Source organism: Prevotella sp. E13-17 (assembly GCF_022024035.1).
In the GTDB taxonomy this organism is placed as follows: Bacteria; Bacteroidota; Bacteroidia; order Bacteroidales; family Bacteroidaceae; genus Prevotella.
The window spans coordinates 1,243,898-1,270,160 of sequence record NZ_CP091787.1 but is presented as its reverse complement, the minus strand read 5'-3'; the positions used below and the strand labels follow the sequence as shown (position 1 = coordinate 1,270,160).

27 protein-coding genes are annotated in these 26,263 nt (G+C 46.8%); 13 read left to right on the top strand and 14 right to left on the bottom strand.

Annotated elements, in window-relative coordinates; all coding sequences use genetic code 11:
• Nucleotides 1-4: 4 nt before the first annotated feature.
• Nucleotides 5-595: a DapH/DapD/GlmU-related protein gene (locus tag L6472_RS04695; RefSeq protein ID WP_237807479.1), complete on the top strand. Its 591-nt coding sequence runs from the start codon at nt 5-7 to the stop codon at nt 593-595.
• A complete protein-coding gene (locus L6472_RS04690) occupies nt 592-1,728 on the top strand; it encodes a glycosyltransferase family 1 protein (RefSeq protein ID WP_237807478.1) in 1,137 nt (378 codons plus the stop codon). Before L6472_RS04695 ends, L6472_RS04690 begins: the two co-directional genes overlap by 4 nt.
• On the opposite strand, the gene L6472_RS04685 is transcribed toward L6472_RS04690, so the two are convergent.
• From L6472_RS04685 to aspS, 3 genes are all read right to left on the bottom strand, one after another.
• Nucleotides 1,695-2,042 (bottom strand): hypothetical protein, encoded by a 348-nt coding sequence (locus L6472_RS04685; protein ID WP_237807477.1) that lies wholly within the window; start codon nt 2,040-2,042, stop codon nt 1,695-1,697. The genes L6472_RS04690 and L6472_RS04685 overlap by 34 nt on opposite strands.
• Before the next feature lie 75 nt (nt 2,043-2,117).
• Nucleotides 2,118-2,423 carry a winged helix-turn-helix domain-containing protein gene (locus L6472_RS04680; RefSeq protein WP_237807476.1) on the bottom strand — a complete coding sequence of 102 codons (306 nt, stop codon included), beginning with the start codon at nt 2,421-2,423 and terminating at the stop codon, nt 2,118-2,120.
• 195 nt (nt 2,424-2,618) lie between these two features.
• Nucleotides 2,619-4,382 (bottom strand): aspartate--tRNA ligase, encoded by a 1,764-nt coding sequence (aspS, locus tag L6472_RS04675; RefSeq protein ID WP_237807475.1) that lies wholly within the window; start codon nt 4,380-4,382, stop codon nt 2,619-2,621.
• A 116-nt stretch (nt 4,383-4,498) separates the two neighbouring features.
• Between aspS and L6472_RS04670 the strand changes: the two genes are divergently transcribed.
• Nucleotides 4,499-5,635, top strand: coding sequence for a glycoside hydrolase family 105 protein (locus L6472_RS04670; RefSeq protein WP_237807474.1), 1,137 nt, complete (start codon nt 4,499-4,501; stop codon nt 5,633-5,635).
• A 77-nt stretch (nt 5,636-5,712) separates the two neighbouring features.
• A complete protein-coding gene (locus L6472_RS04665) occupies nt 5,713-6,105 on the top strand; it encodes a DUF1573 domain-containing protein (protein WP_237807473.1) in 393 nt (130 codons plus the stop codon).
• Between the two features lie 33 nt (nt 6,106-6,138).
• Here the strand turns inward: L6472_RS04665 and L6472_RS04660 are convergent, their stop codons facing one another.
• The 5 genes from L6472_RS04660 to L6472_RS04640 all read right to left on the bottom strand — a co-directional run bounded on the left by L6472_RS04660 (nt 6,139) and on the right by L6472_RS04640 (nt 11,801).
• Nucleotides 6,139-7,617 carry a hypothetical protein gene (locus L6472_RS04660; protein ID WP_237807472.1) on the bottom strand — a complete coding sequence of 493 codons (1,479 nt, stop codon included), beginning with the start codon at nt 7,615-7,617 and terminating at the stop codon, nt 6,139-6,141.
• A gap of 29 nt (nt 7,618-7,646) precedes the next feature.
• Nucleotides 7,647-9,242, bottom strand: coding sequence for a hypothetical protein (locus L6472_RS04655; protein ID WP_237807470.1), 1,596 nt, complete (start codon nt 9,240-9,242; stop codon nt 7,647-7,649).
• Nucleotides 9,239-9,751, bottom strand: a complete 513-nt coding sequence (locus L6472_RS04650) for a hypothetical protein (RefSeq protein WP_237807468.1) — start codon at nt 9,749-9,751, stop codon at nt 9,239-9,241. Before L6472_RS04650 ends, L6472_RS04655 begins: the two co-directional genes overlap by 4 nt.
• Nucleotides 9,752-10,131: 380 nt before the next feature.
• Entirely contained in the window at nt 10,132-11,040 is a 909-nt protein-coding gene (locus L6472_RS04645) for a dihydroorotate dehydrogenase (protein ID WP_237807467.1), read from the bottom strand.
• A complete protein-coding gene (locus tag L6472_RS04640; protein ID WP_237807466.1) occupies nt 11,028-11,801 on the bottom strand; it encodes a dihydroorotate dehydrogenase electron transfer subunit in 774 nt (257 codons plus the stop codon). The genes L6472_RS04645 and L6472_RS04640 overlap by 13 nt, the downstream gene beginning before the upstream one ends.
• Nucleotides 11,802-12,352: 551 nt before the next feature.
• Between L6472_RS04640 and L6472_RS04635 the strand changes: the two genes are divergently transcribed.
• Complete coding sequence (locus L6472_RS04635; RefSeq protein ID WP_237807465.1) at nt 12,353-12,799, top strand: HU family DNA-binding protein; 447 nt, start codon at nt 12,353-12,355, stop codon at nt 12,797-12,799.
• Nucleotides 12,800-12,962: 163 nt separating this feature from the next.
• Nucleotides 12,963-13,064 carry a smalltalk protein gene (locus L6472_RS04630; RefSeq protein WP_155808454.1) on the top strand — a complete coding sequence of 34 codons (102 nt, stop codon included), beginning with the start codon at nt 12,963-12,965 and terminating at the stop codon, nt 13,062-13,064.
• A gap of 624 nt (nt 13,065-13,688) precedes the next feature.
• On the opposite strand, the gene L6472_RS04625 is transcribed toward L6472_RS04630, so the two are convergent.
• On the bottom strand, nt 13,689-14,654 hold the full coding sequence (locus L6472_RS04625; protein ID WP_237807464.1) for an IS110 family transposase: 966 nt from the start codon (nt 14,652-14,654) through the stop codon (nt 13,689-13,691).
• A gap of 214 nt (nt 14,655-14,868) precedes the next feature.
• On the opposite strand from L6472_RS04625, the gene L6472_RS04620 reads away from it, so the two are divergent.
• Nucleotides 14,869-14,967 carry a smalltalk protein gene (locus L6472_RS04620; RefSeq protein WP_237807463.1) on the top strand — a complete coding sequence of 33 codons (99 nt, stop codon included), beginning with the start codon at nt 14,869-14,871 and terminating at the stop codon, nt 14,965-14,967.
• Between the two features lie 185 nt (nt 14,968-15,152).
• Entirely contained in the window at nt 15,153-15,623 is a 471-nt protein-coding gene (locus L6472_RS04615) for a hypothetical protein (protein ID WP_237807462.1), read from the top strand.
• 522 nt (nt 15,624-16,145) lie between these two features.
• On the opposite strand, the gene L6472_RS04610 is transcribed toward L6472_RS04615, so the two are convergent.
• Nucleotides 16,146-16,634, bottom strand: a complete 489-nt coding sequence (locus L6472_RS04610) for a helix-turn-helix domain-containing protein (RefSeq protein ID WP_237807460.1) — start codon at nt 16,632-16,634, stop codon at nt 16,146-16,148.
• A 778-nt stretch (nt 16,635-17,412) separates the two neighbouring features.
• A complete protein-coding gene (gene holA / locus L6472_RS04605; protein WP_237807459.1) occupies nt 17,413-18,441 on the bottom strand; it encodes a DNA polymerase III subunit delta in 1,029 nt (342 codons plus the stop codon).
• A 46-nt stretch (nt 18,442-18,487) separates the two neighbouring features.
• Between holA and L6472_RS04600 the strand changes: the two genes are divergently transcribed.
• The gene (locus L6472_RS04600; protein WP_237807458.1) at nt 18,488-18,940 is read left to right on the top strand and encodes a type I restriction enzyme HsdR N-terminal domain-containing protein; all 453 of its coding nucleotides are present in this window, start codon (nt 18,488-18,490) and stop codon (nt 18,938-18,940) included.
• Nucleotides 18,941-18,959: 19 nt separating this feature from the next.
• Here L6472_RS04600 and L6472_RS04595 read toward each other — a convergent pair whose 3' ends face one another.
• The 3 genes from L6472_RS04595 to L6472_RS04585 all read right to left on the bottom strand — a co-directional run bounded on the left by L6472_RS04595 (nt 18,960) and on the right by L6472_RS04585 (nt 21,261).
• Nucleotides 18,960-19,814, bottom strand: a complete 855-nt coding sequence (locus L6472_RS04595) for a zinc ribbon domain-containing protein (RefSeq protein ID WP_237807457.1) — start codon at nt 19,812-19,814, stop codon at nt 18,960-18,962.
• Between the two features lie 58 nt (nt 19,815-19,872).
• Nucleotides 19,873-20,658, bottom strand: a complete 786-nt coding sequence (locus tag L6472_RS04590) for a Nif3-like dinuclear metal center hexameric protein (protein ID WP_237807456.1) — start codon at nt 20,656-20,658, stop codon at nt 19,873-19,875.
• Nucleotides 20,659-20,868: 210 nt separating this feature from the next.
• Entirely contained in the window at nt 20,869-21,261 is a 393-nt protein-coding gene (locus L6472_RS04585; RefSeq protein WP_237807455.1) for a hypothetical protein, read from the bottom strand.
• Nucleotides 21,262-21,461: 200 nt separating this feature from the next.
• Between L6472_RS04585 and L6472_RS04580 the strand changes: the two genes are divergently transcribed.
• The 4 genes from L6472_RS04580 to L6472_RS04565 all read left to right on the top strand — a co-directional run bounded on the left by L6472_RS04580 (nt 21,462) and on the right by L6472_RS04565 (nt 26,116).
• Nucleotides 21,462-22,739, top strand: coding sequence for a histidine phosphatase family protein (locus L6472_RS04580; RefSeq protein WP_237807454.1), 1,278 nt, complete (start codon nt 21,462-21,464; stop codon nt 22,737-22,739).
• Between the two features lie 27 nt (nt 22,740-22,766).
• A complete protein-coding gene (locus tag L6472_RS04575) occupies nt 22,767-24,281 on the top strand; it encodes an alkaline phosphatase family protein (protein WP_237807453.1) in 1,515 nt (504 codons plus the stop codon).
• Nucleotides 24,282-24,287: 6 nt separating this feature from the next.
• A complete protein-coding gene (locus L6472_RS04570; RefSeq protein ID WP_237807452.1) occupies nt 24,288-24,761 on the top strand; it encodes a tetratricopeptide repeat protein in 474 nt (157 codons plus the stop codon).
• A gap of 68 nt (nt 24,762-24,829) precedes the next feature.
• Nucleotides 24,830-26,116: an O-acetylhomoserine aminocarboxypropyltransferase/cysteine synthase family protein gene (locus L6472_RS04565; protein ID WP_237807450.1), complete on the top strand. Its 1,287-nt coding sequence runs from the start codon at nt 24,830-24,832 to the stop codon at nt 26,114-26,116.
• The last annotated feature ends 147 nt before the right edge of the window (nt 26,117-26,263 follow it).

Genomic DNA, 26,263 nt, shown 5'->3' with positions numbered 1-26,263 from the left:
CGCTATGGACAAAGAATCACTGAGAACGCAGCTAAAAGGAAATCCCAAGATAAAGCGACTGTTGGACTGGCTGATTATGAATCAGCGTGATGCCCGGCCACGATGGTATATCCGCATGCTGGCACCGTTTTACCAGCATCGGGGCAGAGGGTCCAAGATCTACCTCAGCGTACGTATGGACACGCCTCCATACCGTTGTTTCTCACTGGGTCATCATAGCGTTATCGAGTCGTTCTCGTGCATCAACAATGCTGTAGGCGACGTGATTATTGGCAAGCATACTCGTATTGGGCTTCACAATACGATTATAGGCCCAGTAACCATTGGCGACCATGTGAACTTGGCACAAGGCATCACGGTGACCGCACTGAATCATAACTTTACCGACACAACCAAGCGCATCGACGAACAGGGCATCACAACCAAGCCCATAGTCATTGGCGACGACGTGTGGATTGGTGCCAATGCTGTCATACTGCCTGGCGTTACCATTGGAAGACATGCCGTGGTGGCAGCTGGTGCCGTGGTCACACAGGATGTGCCAGAAAAGTCACTGGTCGGTGGTGTTCCAGCTAAAATCATCAAGTCGTTATGAGAATAGGCATCGAAGCACAGCGCATCTTTCGCAAAAACAAGCACGGCATGGACTATGTGGTGCTGCAGGAGATTCTGCAACTGCAGCAGATGGATCACGAGAACGAGTATTTCGTTTTCGTGAAGCCTGGTCCCGACCGTTGCATAGAAGACTCAACAAATGTTCACATCGTTGAAATCAACATGCCCTCCTACCCGCTTTGGGAACAGGTGGCACTGCCCCGCGCTGCCAAGAAAGCACAAATTGATTTGCTCCACTGCACCAGCAATACTGCACCTATTTTATGTGATGTTCCTTTGGTGCTGACACTTCACGACATCATATTTCTGGAACCTCGCGACAAGAGCAACAAGTCGCTCTACCAGAACATGGGGTGGATGTATCGGAGATTGGTAGTGCCGCACATCCTTGACAAATGTCAGCGTATCATCACCGTCTCGAACTTTGAGAAAGACAACATCATCCGTAAACTCAATATCGAAGAGGAACGGATGGCAATGATATACAACGGCTACAACGAATGGTTCAAACCACTTAGTTCCCCGCCACCAATAGGGGGATTGGAAAAGGGCTTCTTATTTTTTCTCGGCAACACCGACCCCAAGAAGAACACGGAGCGTACACTGGTAGCCTACTCAAAATATCTGGAACGATCAGATGTGAAACGGCCTTTGCTGATGGCTGACCTGGATAGAGATTACCTTGATGGTATCATCACGCGCAACCACATTGAGAATATTCGTGAGAAAATCATGATGCCGGGCTATATTCCAAACGCCGACCTACCATCTATATATAATAACGCTTTTGCCTTTCTCTACACCTCACTCCGCGAAAGCTTTGGCATTCCGCTTCTCGAAGCAATGGCTTGCGGTACACCTGTCATCACCAGCAATACGTCGTCGATGCCTGAGATTGGGGGGCCTAATGCCATTCTGGTGAACCCTGAAAAGACCGACGAAATTGCCGACAAGCTCATCAAACTGGAAACCGACGATGCCTACTACCAGCAACAAAAAGAGATTGGACTGAAACGTGCGCAACTGTTCTCATGGAAAAAGACGGCAGAACAATTGCTGCAACTATATCAGGATGTTTTTCAAAAGTCAAACAAGCTAAGCGAGAGATCCTGACTGGGTTTCTCGTCTTCTTGTTCTTCTATCGCAGGTGTTTCTTCGGCAAAATCCAGCATCAACTGACGAGCATCTGCGTTGTTCTGCGTGTTCAACCTGTAATACCCCCTACGGCCTGTGCTCTCTATCAACGACTGGGGCGATTTAGAATTTCTCAACAAGTATTGCTGCACGTACTGGTGTACCTCCTGTAAGTCAGGCTGGGAGAAGAGCGTTGAACTCATGTTATACACATGCTTGGCAAGCAACGAGACGCTGATACCCCGTTCTCCCACTTCCGATAGAATATGCAATATCTGTTGATCGTAACTCATATCTACACACAAAACAATAACCAATATCCATAGTGGCTATTGGTTATTGCTTTATTAGTTATTGTTCTGTCTGAATTAAGCCAGAACAACTTTGTTCTCATCTGCATTCTGCAGCTTGCCCTCTTTGAAGAGCCAGCCAAGACCCAGCAGGGTCTCTTCTTCCGAAATTTTTGCAGCCTTTGCAATCTCACTTACAGAGAGAGCTTTTTCTGCAGCAGCGAGTGCCTGATAGACATCACCTGCCTTGAAACCGATGTTCTCTGCATTTACTGCAACAGTAGCCTTCTTGGTCGTAGTTTTCTTGGTCGTGGTAGCTTTCTTGGCTGCAGCAACTTTTGTCTCAGTAGCAGCCTTCTTAGTTGTAGCTTTCTTTTCTGCCATAATACTTAAAAATTAATACTATTGATATTGAATTCTATTCAATTCTGATGCAAAAATACTATTATTTCTTAAAGTCACTCTACTATATTTAGCAGATTTTAATATTGATTTAAACTTTCTTGACCAATATCAAGAAAGACGCAGATTTTTTGTCATCTGCGCCTTTCAACTTATTGATAATAAAACTATTTCTACTTATTCCTTTTCCTGAATATCAACTTTCAGGTTCAGTTCCTCCAACTGCTTAGGGTCAAGTTCGCCAGGAGCATCGAGCATAACATCGCGACCTGAATTGTTCTTGGGGAATGCGATACAGTCGCGAATACTATCGAGACCTGCCATTAGGCTGACAAAGCGATCAAGACCGAAGGCAAGACCCGCATGAGGGGGAGCACCATATTTGAAGGCATTGATCAAGAAGCCGAACTGCGCCATAGCACGCTCGGGAGTAAAGCCCAGAATCTGGAACATCTTCTCCTGCAACTTACCATCGTGGATACGCAGTGAACCACCGCCTACCTCTACGCCGTTGCACACAAAGTCGTAGGCCACGGCACGCACTTTAGCAGGGTCGGTATCAAGCAAGGGTATATCGTCAGGATTGGGAAGCGTGAAGGGATGGTGTGTGGCCATGAGACGCTGCTCCTCGTCGCTCCACTCAAACAGTGGGAAGTCAACAATCCAAAGACATACGAACTTGTCTTTGTCGCGCAGTCCAAGACGGTCGCCCATCTCCAAACGCAAGGTGCACAACTGAACACGGGTCTTATTGGCGTTGTCGCCACTGAGAATGAGCACCAGATCACCATCCTTGGCCCCCATAGCTTCTTTCAACTTCTGCCATACCTCTGGCTCATAGAACTTATCAATTGAGCTCTTCACTGTGCCATCGGCATTAAACTTCACGTAAACCAAGCCTTTGGCACCCACCTGAGGACGCTTTACAAAGTCGGTCAACTGATCCAACTGCTTTCGTGTATAGTCGGCTGCACCAGGCACACAGATACCTCCAATGTAGTTAGCCTCGTTGAACACTGGGAATGTGCCTGTACCCTTCAGCACGTCCATCAGTTCAACAAACTCCATACCAAAACGGAGGTCTGGCTTATCAGAACCGAAACGGCGCATAGCCTCGTGCCACGTCATGCGCTGAAGAGGTGGCAGTTCAATGCCGCGAATCTCCTTGAACAGATGGCGAGCCAGGTTCTCGAAGACCTCAAGCACGTCTTCCTGATCAACGAAAGACATTTCACAGTCAATCTGTGTGAACTCGGGCTGACGGTCTGCGCGCAAGTCTTCATCACGGAAACACTTGGCAATTTGGAAATAACGATCAAAGCCACTGACCATGAGTAGCTGCTTCAATGTCTGCGGGCTCTGGGGCAGTGCATAGAACTGTCCGGGATTCATGCGGCTGGGCACCACGAAGTCGCGTGCGCCCTCTGGAGTTGAACCAATGAGGATAGGTGTCTCAACCTCAATGAAGTTAAGCGAATCAAGGAAGTTGCGAATCAAGATGGTCATCTTATGGCGCAGTTCCAGATTCTTGCGCACGGCCTGACGGCGCAAGTCCAGATAGCGATACTTCATGCGGATATCATCGCCGCCATCAGTCTGGTCTTCAATGGTGAATGGCGGGGTTAGACTCTCGCTGAGGATGTTCAGCTCAGAAACAAGAATCTCCACATCACCTGTAGGCATCTTGGGGTTCTTTGATTGGCGTTCGCTCACCAGTCCCTTAATCTGAATACAAAATTCACGACCCAACTTGTTGGCACGATCGCATAGGTCAGCATCCTTTGACTCGTCGAAGACCAGCTGAGTGATACCATAACGGTCGCGCAGGTCAACAAAGGTCATACCGCCCATTTTACGTGTGCGCTGAACCCATCCGGCCAGTGTCACTTGTTGGCCGGCATTGGCGAGACGAAGCTCACCACAAGTATTTGTTCTATACATTTTTTATAATTATGTTTTTTCTTTCAGTCTGCAAAGTTACTATTATTTTTGGAAACAACGTGCCTTTTTAGAAAATAATTGCTATCTTTGCACAATGAAATTAATTCTACAAAACGATGAAACGATTCTTTTTACTACTTACGCTGACAGCACAGGCCATCATGATGAGCGCACAGAATGCACAAGAGGTGCTCAACGTGACACGCCTTGCCAACGACTATTTCATGGAGAAATACGATGACCCCACCCTGCCTACCAACGTCAGGAAGCTCCGTCCATCACACTTATGGACACGTGCCGTGTACTATGAGGGACTGATGGCGCTACAAGAAGTGGACCCACAGCAGCGCTATTTGGACTACACAGACCGCTGGGCAACATTCCATCAGTGGACGCCACGCAACGGTGTGAACACCTGTGATGCCGACGACCAATGTTGTGCACAGACCTACCTGATACGCTATCTCAGCACAAAGAATGAGCAAATGCTCTTACCTGCCCGCCAAAACTTGGATCACCAAATGCTGACTGCCAATAAGAAAAACGGCAGTATATACGGTTGGTGGACATGGATAGATGCCATTCAGATGGCTATGCCACTCTACATGCAAATGTATCATATCACTGGCAATAAGGCTTATAAAGACCATGCCATGAAGATGTATCGCTGGAGCCGCAATGAATGTGGCGGTGGTCTGTATAACAAGCGCGACGGACTGTGGTGGCGCGATGCCGATTTTGTACCCCCATATAAAGAGCCTGATGGCAAAGACTGCTATTGGAGCCGTGGCAACGGATGGGTTTATGCCGCTTTAGTGCGCTCGATGAATGAGTTGTCACCTCGCGACAAAGCTTACAAGGAACTGAAACGTGATTTTATGGCCATGAGCAAGGCTCTGAAGAAATGCCAGCGCGAAGATGGTTTCTGGAATCCCAGTCTCGTTTCTTCCAACTACGCCATGCCCGAAACCAGTGGCACTGCCCTCTTTCTCTATGGCATCTGCTGGGGCATGCAACAAGGCTACCTAAAGGAAAAGGACTATGCCGCAATAGCTCACAATGCTTGGAAGGCAATTGCCTCGGTAGTTCACAAGAACGGATTCCTGGGATGGATGCAGGGCACGGGCAAGGAGCCCGCTGATGGCCAGCCACTTTCGTTCGATCGCGAGCCAGACTTTGAGGACTATGGAACGGGCTGTTTCCTGCTGGGAGCTACCGAATATTACAAATGGATATCTATTAAAAAAAATTAAAATTGGCATACATTCCGGTTGTCAACCAAACTAAATGAGTACTTTTGCGTCGAAAGAAGAAAAAAACTGTAATTATTATGAAGAAACTGATATTCATGACCTTGATGCTCATCGGAGTAATGACAACGATGATGGCCCAAAAACCAGCAGAAATAAAGTTTGACACGCTGACACACAACTTCGGCACTTTCTCTGAGAGTGAACCTATCGTAACATGCGTGTTTAAGTTTACTAATATCGGCGAGATGCCATTGGTTATCAATCAGGCAGTAGCAAGCTGTGGATGCACAGTGCCTGAATACACCAAAACGCCCATACAGCCTGGACAAAAAGGTGAAATAAAAGTGACCTACAACGGAACAGGCAAGTTCCCCGGACACTTTAAGAAATCCATTACCGTACGTACCAACGGAGCAAAAGAGATGACACGCCTCTACATTGAAGGCGATATGAAAGAGGCTTCCAAATAGGAAGCCTCTTTTTTTGTCTTATCATTCAGACGATTACTCTGTCACGGGAATGAGTCGTATCTTGGCAATGCGCAGAATACGATTATACTCCCCGTTCTTTATCTCTTTGGATTTCACATCGGTATTGAACTGTAGATCGGTACCTATCGTTTCCACCTTCAACGTTCCGTTCGACATGGTCGTTGCTTGGTCGGAAGGTACCTCAACCGTATCTCCAAAGACATCCTTCCAACGAGCACCCGACTGATAGCTTACAAACGTCTTGGTGGGCAGGAATAGCGATGCTGTTTCCTCGTTTTTCTCTACGGTAGTCTCTGGGGCAAATATAACCTCCACTCTATAGTTAACGCCAGGAATGACCTCAGAACTACGATAAGTCAGCGAGTAGTTGCTTGAAATTTCAGGATTGGGCGAGAAGCGCATATACTGATTATCAGGCAACTGCCATTTTGCATCCACACCTGTTATCTTCTCCGCAACAGCCTTTTCTATTGACTCAGTAGGTTGTCCACTTATAGGCATCTTCTCTATTTCCGCCAGATTATCGAATACGTCGATAGTCACTTCGCGCTTGCAGAGCCAGTTATAGAACGCCTGTGGGATAGCTTTAATACGATAGCCTGTACCGTCTTCAAACGTCTTCGACTCCACATAGTCAGACAGGTTTATCTGCTTACCCTCATCAGTATCCTTCCACTCCGTCCACAAACCGTCAAGCGACTCCCAGGCTGGCACCATTACACCATCAGTAAAGTACTTTGCGAAGTCATTGAAAGCCTCTGTACTGGGCGATGGCAGAGGATAGTAGCCTTCATCGCTCATCACCACAGGAATGCGAATGCTGCGCTCCCTGCCATAGAAATATTTTTCTACCACTTTTCCTTTCTCTGCTATCTTACATTTAGCGAATGTGCGGTAATAGTAGGTCTTTCCTGTCTGGAAGTCGTAGTCTATGTGGTTGGCATTCTTCATAAGGGGGTTAAACGTGAAAACGCCTGCGGAATCAGGAAAGTAACCAGGAATCTTCATCTTTAGCGTGTTTTTCGAGGTCTTTCCTATCGTCATAAACTGATAGCCACTGAAAGAACCTGAAAATGCGTATGTTCCTGTATTCCTAGTGACATTGCAGTCTGAGAAATAGCCCAGTAGCTCGCACGCATCCACAGAGAGACCTGGCGTTGAACCAACCAAGACGCCGTGAGAGGCTTGAAAATCAGAGGGGATATCATTTTTCCATACTATTCCCAGACAATACTTGCCTGGTTCATGCCACACATTATCAACATCGAATGCTGCAGAGAAGCCATTCTCGAAATCGGCCGATGTTCTGCCCTTGGCATCTATCTGCTCATGGAAATCGAAGTAGCGCAAGGCTGTCATCGTTCGCGGACCGTTGATGTATTTATTCACATTACCATTCTTAAAGTGAACCACCGTCACATCCTGCCCCATCGCTGTCAGCGCAGCACCCGTCAGGGCGAAGGTCAGCAATAATCTATTGATGTGTTTCATAACATTGTCTTCGTTTTAGTGAGTATTCATTAGTCTTCAGGTATCTCTTGGTTGTCGGCTATCCATACGGGGCAGAACTCCAAGTAGTCGAGCATCAGCTCATAAAGATTTCCTTGCGTCTCTGGCCCATGCACTCTCACGCGCAAGGTGCAATTGTTCTTGCCATCGCTAACGATGCGCCCCACTACTGCACGACATAAATTATCATTCTCATTAAACCATAGAAGAGCATTAGAAGTGTAACCACTGGCATATTCCTTGGGACCAGGAAGCACCTTTGGCGCACTCTCATCCGTAAGGGCTTTATCCCTGTTCTGGGAATAAGAGTATGACATATGAAGCCTTTCTATTGTCAGCTCGTCGTTCAGATAAAGTGCCACATCAGGATGGCTCGGGATGCCTCCACAATATCCCAGTCGCACTTCCCATTGTCCTGCAGGCAGCAGGGGCAGACGAATGGTGAAGTCACTCAGTCCGAAAAGGTTAATCTCGTCGCCCTCGTAACACCAGAACACTTTATGAGCACGACGATGCACCAAAGGATATGTGTTGTATTGATCGTCGGTATTGTTGGCAGTAAAGTTCTCCAGCGTACCCCATTTGTAGGCTATGTTGCGTCCATACGGAGAATAGGGGTTGGGGTTGTTCGGGTCTTCATCCATCAAATAGTTACCACGCAACTCTTCTGCATGAATCATGAAGTCTGGCGAGAGCAGTTTTATGTCCACACGCCAGCGCTCATCAGCCAATACGTTGTCGATGGTCTGCTGATCGTAGGTCAGGATGCCGTCTATCAGGTGATAGTAGCCATTCATGGCCTCCACACTACTACCATTCACAATCTTTATGCCTGGCACCTTCTTACCATATTTATCTGCATTATCCTTCACACCACGACGATTCAGGTATAAGTCATTACCACTTATCTTGGGTGCCGACACCTTGAATACGGCTCCCATCAGGGTGGTGTGATAGGCCGAGATATCGGCTATGTCGCGATTGAAGTTGTCAGCCAGGGTGTTTCCGTCGTAGGCTGTCAACTGATTAAGACGCATGGGGTATCTCAGGATGTGATAGGCCATAAACCTGTTCAGCGAGTTTCTGCGGTCCTTGGGGTCGCTCACTTGAGCATCTTCCGGATAGACGGCATCGTAGATGTCCTTGGCGTAAGCCTTCAGCTGGTCAATGGTTCTGATGCCTGCATCTGCGAAGACATTGTTGGGTTCCACGAAGACGGTGTAGTCGTAGAAGCGCTCCATGTCATACCATCCCACCTCGCTGTTTACATGACTCTTATAGCGGAAGTATGTGCGTTCTGTTCCGTCCAAGAACCTGCGATCGTACTTCAGGAGCGTGTCTGCCAGTGCCGTCAGCTTCAGCGCCTCACTAAAGAGGCTGTTTGAAGGATCCGCTGCTATACGGCCATATAGCAAACGGGTATCAAACAGGCTATCAACCTCATAGGTAATCTTCTCCACCTCGTCGGCAGGAATGGGGATACCCGATGGATATATAAATTCTTTATCATCATAAAGGGATGTACCAAAGATGGTGATATACTGCTGGGCTACAGCAGAAGAGGCTGTCATAGCTGCAGCTAATAGGAGTATTAATGACTTTTTCATGGCTTCATCAGTTTAAAGGTAAAACGCTTGTTCACACTCACCATATAGACGCCGCGCGGCTCATTGTTCAGGTCTATCTCAGCATTGCCGTCATGCATGCTGACGTTCACCTGTACCTGTCGGCCGTCTATACGCCAGACCATCACCCTGTCCTTTTCCTTTAGTCCGCTGATACCCACAACGCCCTTGCGCAGCAGGTTGAAGCCTATGCGGTCTTCAGTTGTCTTCAGCGGATGAATGGCATCGATGAAGATGGTGCCAGTGGTCAGCGACTCCACTTCGGCGCGCGTAAATCCCACCTTCCACTGCATCAATTGTTCTTCATAACTCCAGGCAAACAAGTTCAGCCAGCCATCTTTGAATTCCACCAAGGGCTCCTCCTTGTCCATCACGCATTGCACCTTCTCGCCGTTTTTCAGGTTGATGTACAATACGCCATAGTCTTCTGCCCATGCTCCCATTGCCGATAGCCACGACAACAGAAGGCCTAATAAACATGTTTTTCTCATAGCGGTTAGTTGTTAAATTTTATATATTTTGGGAAGTTATACTTCCTTTCAAACACTCCTTCTCACGAGCCACCTACGGTGGGAAGGCTATACCTTCCCTGCGTAGCAGGCTACTTCTCCCACGATATGAGGCCGCCTATCGGCGGGAAATTTTCTTCCTCCGCGATTGGAGGCCGCCTGTCGGCGGGAAATTCTTCAAAATTTGATTCAAAATTAAACAGGATTATTTTTCTACTTGCGAGAAAGAAAATAAAAATGAGAAATTTTGTTTTCAATTTTGAAAAATTTGACTTTCCCTGTCGGCCGTCGAGCTATACCTTCCCTGCGAAGCAGGCTACTTCTCCCACGATTGGGAGGAGGATGGGGGAAGGGCCTCTTTTTTATTCCACACAGCCTATAATCTCCTGTACAGAATCTACGCCGTGACGATCAAGCCACTCATTGATGCCATCGCGCACCTTAATGGTCACGGCAGGATCAAGGAAGTTGGCAGTACCAATCTCTATGGCTGTAGCACCCGCCATCAGGAACTCAAGTGCATCGGTAGCCGATGATATGCCACCCAGTCCGATGACGGGAATCTTGACGGCACGTGCCACCTGATAAACCATGCGTAATGCTACGGGCTTAACGCAAGGACCACTCAAGCCACCCGTACCGATACTCAGCACACGACGGCGCTTTTCGATGTCGATGGCCGTACCCATCAGCGTGTTGATCAGCGATACCGAATCGGCACCAGCAGCCTCTACAGCACGGGCAATCTCGGTAATGTCTGTCACGTTGGGCGACAACTTGACAATGAGCGTCTTATGATAGCGTTCGCGAACAGCCTTTACCACACTCTCTGCACCAGCACACGTCACGCCAAAGGCCATACCGCCATCGTGCACGTTAGGACACGAGATATTCAGCTCGATGGCAGGCACTTTCTCAAGTTGGGCGATACGAGCCGCACATTCGGCATAGTCTTCGGGCGAAGAACCACTGACGTTCACAATCCAATTCGTATCTATGTCCTTTAGCTGAGGATAGATGTGCTCAGCAAAATAATCAACGCCTTTATTCTGCAAGCCCACACAGTTCAGCATGCCCTGTGGTGTCTCGGCCATACGGGGGTAGTCATTGCCCTGACGAGGCTTCAAGGTGGTGCCCTTCACAATGATACCACCAATGCCGTCCAGTGGCACGAAGTCTTGAAACTCCAATCCATAGCCAAACGTGCCAGAAGCCGTCATCACGGGATTCTTCAGGCACAGGTCCTTTATCTTAACGTCTAATCTTGCCATAACAGTCTTTTGATATTAAACACCGGGCCTTCCTTGCATACACACAAATTACCCTCGGTGGTTTTCTCTACACAACAAAGGCAGGCGCCTAAACCGCATGCCATCAGATTCTCAAGCGACGCCTCGCAATCAACGCCCTTCTGGCGGGCAAAGCGTGCCACTGCCTTCATCATAGGCGTGGGGCCACAAGTTTGAATGAAGTCGAACTGCTCTTGTTCCAGCACCGAGTGGTTGGTCACAAAGCCCTTCTCTCCCCGAGAACCATCCTCTGTGGTCACCATCACACGGCCGTATTTCCTAAACTCGTCAAGCATCAGCAAATCCTTGCCCGTACGTGCACCCAACAGGAAGGTTGGCTCAACGCCCTGTCGCTTCAGTTCGGCACCTAGATACAACAGTGGTGCTACACCCACACCACCGCCTACGAGCAGACATTTCCTGTTGTCGCTAGCAATCGTAAAGCCATGCCCCAGAGGCAGCACACAGTTCAGCACATCGCCCGATTTCAGGGCTCCTATGGCCTTAGTACCATCGCCAATGCATGCCACAAGCAGCCACAGTTCGTTCTGCTGGTAATCTACAAAATGAATAGAGATAGGACGGCGTAAGAACGTTGTATTAGAGCCATCCACGCGCACCTCCACAAACTGTCCAGGCAGCATGTCAGGCAGCGCATCGTCGGAAGTCAGCTTCACCAGCACATAGCGCTCATGTATCTGCTGAACCGACAAAACTGTTAAATCTAGAATATACTTCTTCATATCTTCTGCAAAGGTACGAAAAATATCTGAGATACACAAATGTTTTCTGACTTTATAAATGAATTTATAAAAAACACAAATTAGCTTGGAACACTAAACTACCCAATTTTTTACTTCGTTTATTTTTCATTCTAAGCGCAATGCCACAAACGTACCATCGTACCATCGTACCATCGTACCATTTTGTTTTTTCAAAGTTGGGGAGTCTTCGCAGAAAAGGTATTTAAATATTTATATATAATATTATATATTATAATATATAATATTATATATAAATATCAATAGGCTGGTTTAACGCAAACTTTTGATTTTCGAAATGGTACGATGGTACGATGGTACGAAACAAGGACAACAGATAGCGAACATGAATAGTGCTTATAGATAAATACATCAAAATAATTACCAAAATATTTGCGTATCTCAGATATTTTTTGTACCTTTGTATTGTCATTAAGAAATAGCAAATCATGAGTTTTCTAGGGGCAAATGAGCGCTTTTCTGAGGGCAAATGAATCATTAACTTTCTAACCATTAAAAACACACGAAAAATTATGGCAAAACTTAGAATCAAAAAGTATGTGAACCAGGTGAAGAACTCGAAGATGTTCGGTAAGTGGTACGGACGCGTGAACTACAACGAGACGCTCTCTACCGACGACCTGTGCCGCCACATCTCCAAGCACGGTACCATCTACACCTCCGATGTGGTGAAGGGTGTCATCGAGCGCTTCGTGCTCTGCTTCGAGGAGCTGCTGCACGAGGGCTACAAGATCAAGCTCGACGGTCTGGGCACGTTCTCGCTGAAGATGAGTACCTGGGGTGCTGAATCGGCGGAAGAGTTCGGAGTGCAGAACATCAAGCACCTGCAGGTGAAGTTCAACGGCGACAAGAAGAAGTTCTCGGAGTACGCTAGTCCTACGTTCATGAAGAACGCTCGCTTCGAGATTGAGCCTGACGCAAGTGAAAAGGAAAAGGAGCAGGGGGAGAATGAGGACTAAACAAACAGACCCACCCCCGTTCCCCTCCCTGTAGGGAGGGGCGCTTTTACTCTCATCGTTGAGTTTGCGCAGTAGGCGCAACACCTCTCAGTTCTCAGTTCTCCGCTCGAGCTTGCTCGCTTTCCTCAGAAAGAACTCTCAACTATTAATTTTTTTTATTACCATGAAAAACAAAATTGAAACTTGGAAATTTATTGTGCAGACCATCATCGCCGTGCTTACGGCAATCGCTACTAGCCTCGGCGTGGCGAGTTGTATGAACTAACCCCTCCCCGACCCTCCCGAGGGAGGGGGTTAAGTCTCCCCTCGGGGAGATTTAGAGGGGGTTGGTTGAAAATCCGAGGACTCCGTAGGCACTCCCCTCCCTTCAAGGGGAGGGGCTGGGGGTGGGGTCTGTATCTCCATTGGCAGTTAGAACAACACTGACCCCACCCCCGACCCCTCCCCTACATGGGAGGGGAGGGGCTGCGCAAGGTTCAAGCTAAGGAAACAACCGCACAGGTTGAAAAATTTAACTCCCCCTGTCGGCCGTCGAGCTATACCTTCCGCCATAGGCGTTCCAACCAATGAAAACTTTATTTTACCTACGGATTCTTTTAGTCGGCGTTCCGCCCTTGTAAAAGTAGCAAAGCCGAGCGTTACGGATTTTACAAATTTTTACTCCGTTAAAAATCCAATCTGTAAAATCCGTATAATCCGTAGGCCTTTAAAAACAAACAATTAACCGAATAACACTATGAACTGTAATAAGAAAAATGAATATGGTTAACGATATTTAGCAATTAATGCTATATCGTGCTTCTTATGGGGGCTTCTCGCCCCCAACCCCCTCGGTGTTTTTTTAGGTATTAGTTTTACTATCCTGATATACCTCGGGAGAATGCAGGAGTTATTTCTTTGAAGATACATAACCATCGACATAGGGTTTCTCCTGAGTGACAACGGCAAAAGCCTGCCGAATGAGTTTATTTGCTACGGCAATGACAGCAACTTTCCCAGGCTTACCCTTAGACCGCAAGCGGTCATAGCAGGCTCTACACTCGGTGTTACATCTTATAGAAGAGAATGCTGCCACGTAGAGCTGACTCCTCAAAGAAGAGTCTCCGTTGCGGTTGATGTGACCTTTGAAATTGACTGAAGTACCGGACTGCTGATATGTAGGCGACAATCCCAGATGACGGGTGAGTTGCTTGGCATTATCAAAGTAAGTGAAGCCGCCGGTGGCCATGATGAGTGCAGCAGCAAGGGTGACGCCTATGCCTTTTACAGAGGTAAGCAAATCCATCTGCTTTTTGTACTCAGACTTGGCAAGAGATGCAAGATCTTCTTCAAGGTCTTTGACTTGCTTCTCAAGGAAGGCAATGGTCTTCTCGACCGACTTCCTGCACTTGGCATCGAAGAACGGCAGTGCCTCCATCGAGCCTTTAAGGTTCCTTGTGGCAATGAGTTGTTTCTTGAGCTGGCGAATGACTGTGCGCTTCTGCTTAAGTGTAAGAATGGCATCGCTGCGGAGCTTGTAAGGCGCAGGCTGCATTTTCTCTCCATAGAGAGCAATCAGACGGGCATCTATCTCATCTGTCTTGACGGTGGATAGCATTGCACGGGCGAAGTTCTTCACTTTAAGAGGATTCTCCAGGCTTGTCGTAATACCTGCCTCTGAAAGCAGATAGACAAGCAGAGCACTGTAATTACCTGTGGCCTCCATGATACAGTGGTGCTCACCCTTGGAGATGGTCCTGATGAACTCATGAATACCTCTGGTGGTGTTCTTGAATGTCTTCGTCTTGCTGTTCTTGTCTGGAGAATAAGCGACAACGAAAGTGTCCTTGCTGACGTCGATACCAATGTAAGTCATAACAATAACAATTTAAATAATATGCAACATCAAAACATCTTGGAGCCATCATTGCAAATGCGGGGTCAAAGCCCAGTGAACTGTCCGGATTCGGATGTTAAGGAGTGGGGGCAGAACATAGTATACTGTCTTATGACGAATGAAGAATCGGCCTTATTCCACTTCCTTGATGTTGTTAACGAGTGCAAATATAAAAATTAAATTTGATTATACAATGAAGAAACTGGAAACTTGGAAGTTTGTATTGCAAACTATTATCGCCATCCTTACGGCGATTGCCACCAGCCTCGGCGTGGCAAGTTGTATGAATTAACCCCTCCCCAACCCCTCCCGAGGGAGGGGTGTTAAGTCTCCCCTCGGGGAGATTTAGAGGGGGTTGTTTTTACAACTTTCATGCTTTAGCATGAAAAAAATTCAAGAACTTTTGGTGTTTTCGAAAAAAAACACTATCTTTGCAGAGATATTTTGAAAATATTACTTCCAAAGACTATACTGCCTATGAGGCATCTATATATATTTATCATCTCAATGCTCTGCATCCTGTGCGCACAAACACAGCAGGCACTGGCAATGACCATTGAGACCACAACCCACGGCGAAAGCGAAGGCATCTATGCCTACGACTTCGACCAGACGCCAGGAAAGGCTGAACTTCTGGACTTACAGAAGCTCACCGATCCCACATATCGCACGAACGCCAACAAAGGACGACCGACCTCTGTTGTCTGTGAGACAAACAATGCGCAGGTTCCCCTCTATATTTTTATGTCAGATGCCCAGAGTGGCTGCATGCGACTGCTAAACACAAAAGGTATTAAAAAGATGTCTATCTACCTGTTTGGCGGCGGAACAAGAGGGCCTGACCACCCACAACAGCTTATTTTTAGCCCCTATGGGCGTATTTTTTCTCACAAGGACATCCTTGCGAGCAGGGATACCTATGTCCAATTCTCACCGTTGAGAATTTGATTTCCAAACAACATCATTAAGAAGAAAGCGAAGCCACTTCTTGTTGCATGCTCGAGAAGCCCATTAAGGGCAGCTGGAGGGGACTTGTAAAGCTTCCAAGGAGAATTCTTCATCAGCACCCTGTCGGCACGTATCAGGAGCGCCTACGGAGTCCTTGGATTATCAACCACGCAGTACGAAAGATTCCTTTTTGGGGTATATTCTATAAATTGCATATATCATCCGCGAACTCCCCTCCCTTCAAGGGGAGGGGCTGGGGGGTGGGGTCTGTATCTCCATTGGCAGTTAGAACAACAACACTGACCCCACCCCCGACCCCTCCCCTACATGGGAGGGGAGGGGCTGCGCAAGGTTCGAACTAAGAAACAACCGCACAGGTTGAAAATTTGACTTTCCAAGCCGGATGTCGAGCTATACCTTCCGCACTACCGAAGCAGGCTAAGCTCATAAGACGAAAAAAGCCCCCAAATGCAACATTTGGAGGCTAAAAGCAATTATAAAAGAAAAAATCAAGCTAATTTATCATTTTTTGGAGGGAACAAAGCTCTCCCAGGTCTGATCATCGTAATAAACCCGTATCTCCGTAACTTTACGAGGCTGTTTGTCAACTATTCTTACCTCTTCGCGCACATTTTCCAAGTGTGTATTTCTTACACCATTATAAAAATGGGGTGTCTGAACCGCATTTTGAGGCATAGGAGCAGGATTTCCAGAGAAATCCAACATCTGTTCGGATGAAAAAAGCCCCCCTTGAGCACCATTTTCAGGCGATAACTGTGCCTCCTCATCCGGGGTAGAGGAGTGCTGATACATGTCGCCAGTACCAAAAAGAAGCCAATCGGTATTGATGTTAGGAATTTTCTTCTTGATGGCTTCTACGATGTTAATGGTGGGGCGGGTGCGATCATTGAAGATACCACTCAGGGTTGCTGGGGTGGTTCCTATGAAGTCGGCGAACACCTGTTGAGTCATGTGTTGAGACTCCATAATCTGTCTAATTCTGTCCTTCATATCAGTCATGAGTATGGTTTAGGCCTAAAAAGGCATGTTTTCTTTCGGTTTACAAAGGTAAAACAAAAATTTGATACGCGCAACAAATTTAAAGAGAAATTTAAAATATAAAACTTTGAATTTATTGTTTTACATTTGCAAAATAAAAGAGCATAGATGTAAATATGCCCGTTTAAATTCATAAATTAAAATTTCAATGATTAAAGCATTACAAAGCTATATTAGAATGATTTTTAGCTAACTAACTGGCTTTTAATAGGGTATTTACATACTAAAAGGTACTATATACAGGATATACGGCGAATAAGGGGAGTATAAGGGTGTAAAGGATATAATTTTTATAGCAAATTATACTTAACTGATTGTTTTTCAGTCATTTAAAACTATATATACATAGTTGCATATTTATGAATATATAAGTTTAAATACGGATATTTGTATTTTCATATTTAAATTTATTATGTTTGATTTAGTGTTTTAAATCTTAAATTTCAGCTATTTGAATGCTAAATTAGCATGAAAGTTTTGAATTTTAAACTCTCAAAGTTCAGAAAATGAAATCTTAATAAATGCTAACACTAAATTTAAGCGTGCCCAAAACACGCAAAAATCGCATAGCTTGAAAATTCTGGGCGAGCATTCGAACGATTAAAAATACGCGAGTTTTGAAGGGGGTAAAATGAATCTAAATGCCTGAATACAAAGACAGTTAGCACCCAAAAAAGCACCCCTCAGGAGTGCTCGTTCTAGATAAAAATAGAGTGGAAAATGTGTTTTTTTAGTGCAAAATGTAGAAAATTAATTCCTTCATTAGCTCCTCTGGAGGCGTATTTGGATTGTCCAAACCCTTACTTTTGGCATCAATTTCGCGTAGTTTGGAAATGATCTGCATCACTTTCATCGCCGAGTAATTTCTCATGCCAGTCATGTAGTCTTTGGCAGCCCATGGAGATTTCAATTCCAACCACTCTGCCACGCCCTCCTGGCTACCTTTTTTGGGCGAATAAAACGCCAGCATCAGATTTTGGAAGTAATTAAAGATCATTGGGAGAAACGAGTAGATGCTTCCAGCCTTCGGATTCTTGTAAAAATAGTTGATTATCTGATTGGCTTTAAAAACATTTCGATTAACTATCGCATCTCTCAGTTCGAAACCATTGAAGTCTTTGCTCACCCCTATCTGGTCCTCCACAACCTGTGGGGTGATGCGACGATCGTTTTCCGGCAGGCTGAGCATCACCTTATCCAGTTCGCTGGTCAGTCGGCTTAAATCGGCTCCAATAGCATCTGCAATGAGCTGGACCGACTTAGGATCAATGCCTACCCCACGACGCTTGAGATAGCTCTCGATGAAATGAGGCAACTCACGCTCACGCAGTTTGCTGCTTTCAAAGAGCACACCCGCCTCCTGTATAGCCTTCACCAACTCACGTTTTCGACCATCTATCTTGCCGTTTTTATGGCAAACAACGAGCACCGTACTGGCCAGTGGCTGCTTGATATACTTCTCAAGTGCATCTGTGCTTTTCAGGTTCTGAGCCTCTTTCACGATCACCACCTGACGTTCGGCCATCATTGGATAGCGCCGAGCTGCATCAGCAATCTGCGATGCGCTGGTATCACTTCCAAAAAGAATCGTTTGATTGAAGTCACGTTCTTCAGGCTTCAAAGCATTCTCTGCTATATAGTCACAGATCTTGTCTATATAGTATGATTCGTCGCCATGCAAGTAATAGATAGGACGAAATTTGCCGTCCATCAGCTCACGCATAATGCTCTCGAAGGTCACATTTTTGGTCTCGGCCATAGCGGTTTCAGAATTATTTTTGTACTTTTGCTGCAAAATTACAAAAATGAATCGAATAAACCTACCTGCGTTCGACATAAAATTGCGCAAGAACAGCCAGCGATATGAGATTTTCGACTTTTTACGCCGAAAATACGTAGCACTGACCCCCGAAGAATGGGTGCGCCAGCATTTTACGCATTTTCTGGTTGAGCAGAAAAGCTACCCCCGAGGGCTGCTGGCTAATGAGGTTGAACTACGTGTAGGTGAGAAAAAGCTGCGTTGCGACACCTTATTATATAATAAGGAGATGCAACCCATCATGATTATTGAATATAAAGCCCCAGAGATTGAGATTACACAACGCGTTTTCGACCAAATAACAGTTTATAACCGCCTGTTACATGTTGACTACTTAGTAGTATCCAACGGTCTGCAACATTTCTGCTGCCACATGGATTACGAAAAAGGGGAATATTCTTTTTTACAGAACATTCCCCACTATACCGAACTAATTTAAGATAAAAAGCTATCGGATATTAGTCCATATCGTTGGCATCCGAGCTTTTCTTCGAGTTTGAAGTCTTACGTACGGTTGACGAGCGACGACGTGTCTTTTTCTCCTCTGTGGCAGGTTTATCCGCCTTTACACCTGCTAATTCTGGATCAATAAGAATGCGCCCGCAGTACTCGCATACGATAACCTTTTTGTGCATTTTGATATCCAACTGACGCTGAGGTGGAATCTTATTAAAACAACCACCACATGCATCACGCTGTACATAGACGATACCCAGACCATTGCGAGCATTCTTGCGGATACGCTTAAAAGAAGTGAGCAGACGCGGCTCAATCTTAGCCTCCAGTTCATGTGCCTTTTCTTTCAGTTTTTCCTCCTCAGCACGTGTCTCATCCATGATTTCGTCCAGCTCATTCTTCTTCAGATCCAGGTCGCCCTGCTTCTCGCCAAGCACCAGTTCACTGGCTTCCAGCTCATGGTTCTTTTCGGCAATCATTTTCTGAGCATCGCTAATCTTCTTGTTGCAGAGTTCAATCTCCAACGACTGGAATTCAATTTCCTTTGAAAGAGTGTCGTACTCACGGTTGTTGCGAACCTCATCAAGTTGCTGCTTATAGCGCTCTACGCTATTCTGAGCCTCAACGATTTCGCCTTTTTTCTGTGAGATGGCACGCTCAAAATCTTTAACTTCGCTCTTGATACGATCAATACGTGTGGTCAAGCCTTCGATTTCTGCCTCCAAGTCTTCTACCTCAAGAGGCAACTCACCACGCAGCGCTTTCTTCTCATCGATAGACGACAAGGCAGTCTGCAACTGGAAGAGCGTTTTCAGTTTCTCTTCTACTGACAAGTCTGTAGGATCTTTCTTTGCCATAATGAAGCCCCCCTCTTATCCTCCTTAGCAGGAGGAGGCCACCACAGGGGCATGGGCCTTAAATGTATAATATTGGATTTGTATTTGTCTCTGCAACAAAGGTTTTTACCTCTGGACAGGCCTGAGCCAGTATCTCGCTGAAAAGTTGACAAGTGAAGTGCTCACTTTCGTAGTGACCGACCACACAAATCTGTATCTGCTGTTCATAGCCAAAGTACTGATGATAGTGCATTTCACCCGTAAGAAAGGCGTCTGCACCCTGTTTTACAGCTTCATCAAGCAGGAAATCACCAGCACCACCGCATATTGCGACTCGCTTTACTGGTCGGCGCAGCAACTCGTTGCACATGGCACTCTCGGCCTCCAACTGACGTTTTACCATCAACACGAAATCGTCTGCAGCCATCGCCTCGGGCAGTTGTCCGACAACACCGCTTCCGCATGTCAGACCATCGACAGATTTTTCAGCAAAGAACTTGACGTTTTCAAGTCCCAACCGCTCAGCGATTTTGAAGTTTACACCGCCCTGGGCATTATCTAAATTCGTGTGCATAGAAACGATACATATATCGTTCTTGATGGCCTTCATGACAGTACGCTGGACATCAGTCGCACCCACCACCTGTTTCAGTCCGCGAAACAGCAATGGATGGTGACTGACAACCAGGTTGCATCCCTTGGCAATAGCCTCATCGAGTATGCGTTCGGTCACGTCTAGACACAATAATGCCCCTGAAACCTCCGCCTCTGTTAATCCAATCTGCAAGCCAGCATTATCCCAGCTTTCCTGCAGCGGCAGGGGCGCGAACTGTTCAAGGGCGCTCAGCACTTGTTGTATTTTCACGCTTTCTACGTTGTTTTGAACTGCAAAGTTACGACTTTTTTCATCAAAAAGTACGTTTTACGTGCTGCTTTAAACGAACTTTAACAATTCAACGTTCCTCATTTGCTTTGTTGCGATAGATAAAAAAACCTATCACAACGAGGATAACAACAGCTGCTATTTCCAGGTAATTCATCATTGTCTCTATCGATTTTGGTGATTCTCGAATATCTATTTATTAAATAATCCTTTGAAGAATCCGCCCACAGCGCTCCCCACTCTACCTGCTGTATTGGCAATACTGTCACCAGTGGCACTAAGTCCATCTCCGACGCGATTGCCACGATATTCCAACATTTTTTTCGTGTAGCGACCTTTCAGGCGATTATATTCCTCCACTTGGGCATTTGTGAGCAAAGGTTTCACCTTACGATACTGGCGACGCAGCGTATCTTGGCGCGCTATCAGCGAGTCTGCCACATGCTTGGTGAGAATTGGTTTTGCTGCGACACAGTTCACAAACTGCCTATAGCTGTTCATGAATCGCAGTGTATCTGGCTGCTGTGCACCAGCTGTCATGACAGCAAACAATGCAACAAGGGTTATTATTGACTTCTTCATCATTGCAGATATCTTTAATTTGAAATATAATATCGGCTGCAAATATAAGGCTTTCCACTGAAAGGTGTTGCAAAAAGGTGGATAAAAAACAGCAAAAAATGTCAGCGACCGTTAAATAGGGGGCAAACAGACAGAAAAAGTGAGAAACATAACGGGCTTTCATTTCTTTTTTATAACTTTGCACCATTATAATATAATGAGACATGAGAACGATCATATTACTACTATCTCTCCTTTGTAGCATGGTGCTTCAGGCCCAATCTGCTCGCGAAGACATTAGAAAGAACCCCTATTTGGCGGGGTCAAACTATATTGACTACAACCGTCAGCTACCAAATTTCAAATACACAAAGGCGCCACGCGGCTATGTTCCTTTCTACATGTCGCACTACGGCCGTCACGGTTCGCGCTGGCTCATTGATACCAATAGCTACAAGAACGTGATTAAGCCTTTGCTAAAGGCACATGAGGAGGACAAACTGACCATTCTGGGCGAGAGAACATTGAACCAGTTGAAGTGCTTTGAGAAGTCCACTGTCAAGCGCTTTGGCGACCTCACGACTGTGGGCGAACGCCAGCATCATGACATAGGACGCCGCATGGCAGAACATTTTCCCGAAATATTTATAAAATCAAAAGGGGTGCAGATTGACGCTCGTTCTACCACCGTGAACCGCTGCATTCTGTCGATGGTGGCCGAATGCGAAGAACTGATGGCAGCCAATCCCACAGCCCATATTCACAACGACGTAAGCGAGTCGCTACAATACTACTTGAATCAGCCTCTGGAAGGAATCGTGAAAGAAAGCCGACACAAGGGCGACAGCCTGCTGTTCGCTTTCAGAGATCAACACACCCATCCAGAACGTCTCATGAAAGCGCTGTTCAACGATGCAGAATGGACCAGCAAGAACATCGATGCGCCAACACTGATGCGCCAGCTCTTCGAAGTGATCATCAACATGCAGAGTCATGACAACAAGGAAAACATGATGGATCTCTTCACCCTTGACGAGCTATATGACATGTGGCGCATTCAGAATGCAGGATGGTACAAGAACTACGGTCCATCGCCACTGACAGAAGGTGTGATGCCATTCTCACAGTTCAACCTTCTGACTAACATCATAGAGACAGCCGACACCTGCGTGTCACTGAGAAAGCCACAGGCCACCCTGCGCTTTGGTCATGAGGTATGCGTGCTGCCACTGGCTTGTCTGATGGAACTTGACTCCTGCGGTGCCGTTGTAGAACGCCTCGAAGACGTGGAATATCGCTGGCAGAACTATAAGATATTTCCTATGGCTTGCAATATTCAACTGATATTCTACAAGCCTAAAAGAGGCCGTGGCGACGTGTTGGTTAAGGCGCTGCTCAACGAGCGTGAGGCCACCCTACCCGTCCAGACGTCCACCTATCCATACTATCGTTGGGAAGATGTCAGAACGTACTGGATTAAGAAGCTTGATAGTTTTAAGTAATATGATTAATATAATAGACCTATAACTATGATAAAGAAAAGACTCTTTTTTGCAGCATGCCTGCAATTATGCCTTGCTGCTACATGCTGGGCAGACAAGCCCAAACTGGTAGTAGGTATCGTGGTGGACCAAATGCGCTGGGACTACCTGTATAGATACTACGACCGTCTTCAGGATGATGGCATCAAGCGCCTGTTGGACGATGGCTATTCATGCAACAACTGTCTGATTAACTATGTGCCTACCATCACCGCTATTGGACATACTTCGGTCTATACGGGCACCACTCCTGCCTTTCATGGCATCTGCGGCAACAACTTTTATATTGACGGAAAGTCTGTCTATTGCACAAAAGACGAAAAAGAGCAGACCGTAGGTTCTGATACAGACAAGGGACAGATGTCGCCTCGCAACTTGCTCGCTACCACTATTGGCGACCAACTACGTCTGCACACCGACTTCCGTTCGAAAGTGGTTGGCGTCAGCTACAAAGACCGAGCTGCCATTCTGCCTGCCGGACACGCTGCCAATGCAGCCTATTGGTTAGATACCAAAGCGCTGTGTTTCGTCAGCAGTACATATTATATGAATGAATTGCCTGACTATGTCAAGCAGCTGAACAAGCAACTGGCCAAAAACAAGGAACTAAAAGACATCGGCTCACAGATTGGCGAGTATCCGCTTTGCGGTCATCTAACCGCAGATATGGCCATTGCTGCACTGAAGGGTGAGCAACTGGGAAAGGGCGAGAGCACTGACATGCTCTGCATCAGCTTCTCGCAGACAGACCTCATCGGACACAAATGGGGCACCCGCGGCGCTCATACCGACGAGGCATATATTGAGCTGGACAAAGACATCGCACGTCTGTTGCAAGCTTTCGACCAACAGGTGGGCAAAGGCAACTATCTGGTTTTCCTGACGGCAGATCATGGTGCTGCACACAACTGGCAGTTCATGCAGGAGCATAAACTGGCAGCTGGCGGCTGGGATTCGGATGCTCTGATCACGAATGCAGAAAAAGAAGTGGCCAGCCAACTGGGAGCAACCCAAAAGGTGATTGCCGATTTATTGGACTATCGCATCTTCTTGAATCATCAGTCAATCAAGCAACAAGGACTCGATGAGAAACGCGTGAAAGAGGTCTTGATTGACTATCTGCGTACGTCACCTCATGTAGTCACGGCTGTTGACTACCAACAGCTGCGCACCAGCAGCCTGCCCGAACGACTGATGAACATGGCCTTGATGGGCTATCACCCTCGACGCTCTGGCGACATCCTTATCATCTTGGAGCCCAACTACTACCAATATGGCAAGTGGTCTTCGCCCACAGGCACCACACATGGCACCTGGACGCCCGACGATGCCCACATTCCCCTACTCTTTTACGGCTGGCACGTCAACAAGGGCTACACATCACGCGAGGTACACATCAACGATATTGCACCCACCATCTGCCACATACTGCGCATCCAACAACCTAATGCCTGCTCTGGCGAGGCTATCCAAGGTATAGAATCTGTAGAATTAGACGATTAATAGAATATGAAAACAATCAGACTACTACTTATAGGAGTCTTTATTCTCCTTGGCAACATGGGACTTAGCGCCCAGAATGCCGACAAGCTCTATGAGGAAGGCAAGGCCCTCTATGATGCTAAGAAATACGAACAGGCATTTCAGAAACTGATGCCTGCAGCCGAAAAAGGCCACAAGAAGGCCCAGTATCGCATAGGTCGCTGCTTCGACAAGGGCAACGGCGTGACAGAGAGCAATAAGAAAGCTTTCGCCTGGTATCAGAAATCTGCCGAGCAGGGCTATGCAAAAGCGCAGTTTCAGCTGGGACGTTGCTACATGAAAGGCAAGGGGACTACTGCCGACCAGAAGAAAGCGAAAACGTGGTTGAAACGCTCCATTAGGAATCCCAAGGGGGGCGACAAGGTATTGGCAAACCTGAAGGAAGATTGTGCCAAAGGCGATGAGGAAGCAAAGCTGTTGCTGAAAATGGCTCAGGAATAAACATCATTGGGATAAAAACACACACATATACAAGGGATTACATTTACATTAAGGTATAAAAGACAAAAATGGATTACAAGGACTTGACTCGTGGTACACTCTGCGTACAGGCAGGATGGGAACCACAAAACGGTGAGGCACGTGTGCTGCCTATCTATCAAAGCACTACATTCAAGTATGACAACACAGAAGAGATGGCCGATCTCTTCGACCTGAAGAAGGAAGGTTACTTCTACACCCGACTGCAAAACCCCACCAACGATGCTGTAGCCAAGAAGATTGCTGCGCTGGAGGGTGGTGTGGCTGCTATGCTGACATCTAGTGGTCAGGCAGCCAACTTCTACGCCGTATTCAATATCTGTGAGGCTGGCGACCATATCGTTACCTCAAACGAGATTTATGGTGGTACCTACAACCTCTTTGGCGTTACGCTGAAGAAATTGGGTATCGAATGCACCTTCGTATCGCCTGAAGCCAGCGAGAAGGAGATTGAAAAGGCTTTCCGTCCTAACACCAAGGCTCTCTTTGGCGAAACCATCTCAAACCCAGGCTGTAAGGTTCTCGACATCGAGAAGTTCGCTCGCATAGCTCATAAGCATGGTGTTCCCCTCATCGTGGACAACACCTTCCCAACACCTATCAACTGCCGTCCTTTCGAATGGGGTGCCGATATCGTAACCCACTCTACCACAAAGTATATGGATGGACATGCCACTCAGGTAGGTGGTTGCGTGGTAGATAGTGGCAACTTCGACTGGGATGCTCATGCTGATAAGTTCCCCGGACTGTGCCAGCCCGACGAATCGTACCACGGACTGACCTACACTAAGGCATTTGGTAAGATGGCCTACATGACTAAGCTCACCGCCCAGCTCATGCGTGACTTAGGTTCTATCCCCTCACCCCACAACGCATTCCTCCTGAACTTAGGTCTGGAGACACTCCATCTGCGCATGCAGCGTCACTGCGAGAACGCACAGAAGATTGCTGAGTTCCTGAAGAACGACGATCGCGTGGCTTGGGTTCACTATAGCGGACTGGAGGGTGACGAGTGTCACGAATTGGCACAGAAGTACTTGCCTAATGGTTCTTGTGGTGTTATCGCCTTCGGACTGAAGGGAGACCGCGAGACTGCCATCCGCTTCATGGACTCGCTGAAGCTCATCTGCATTGTGACACACGTGGCCGACGCACGTACCTGTGTGCTTCATCCTGCCAGTCATACCCATCGCCAACTGTCCGACGAGCAGTTGCGAGAAGCTGGCGTAGCCCCCGACCTGATTCGCCTCTCCGTTGGTATTGAGGATGTCAACGACCTGTTGGCTGACATCAAGCAGGCTATGGAAAAGATCTAAAAACAGTAAAGTAGTACTTTACACCTAGCATAGTGGCACTTTACACCCAGTAAAGTGCCACTTTTCTATTAGAATAGTGCCACTATTCCACAACTAAAGTGCCACTATACAATAAAAGAAGTGCCACCTTCCCATGAGGAAAGTGGC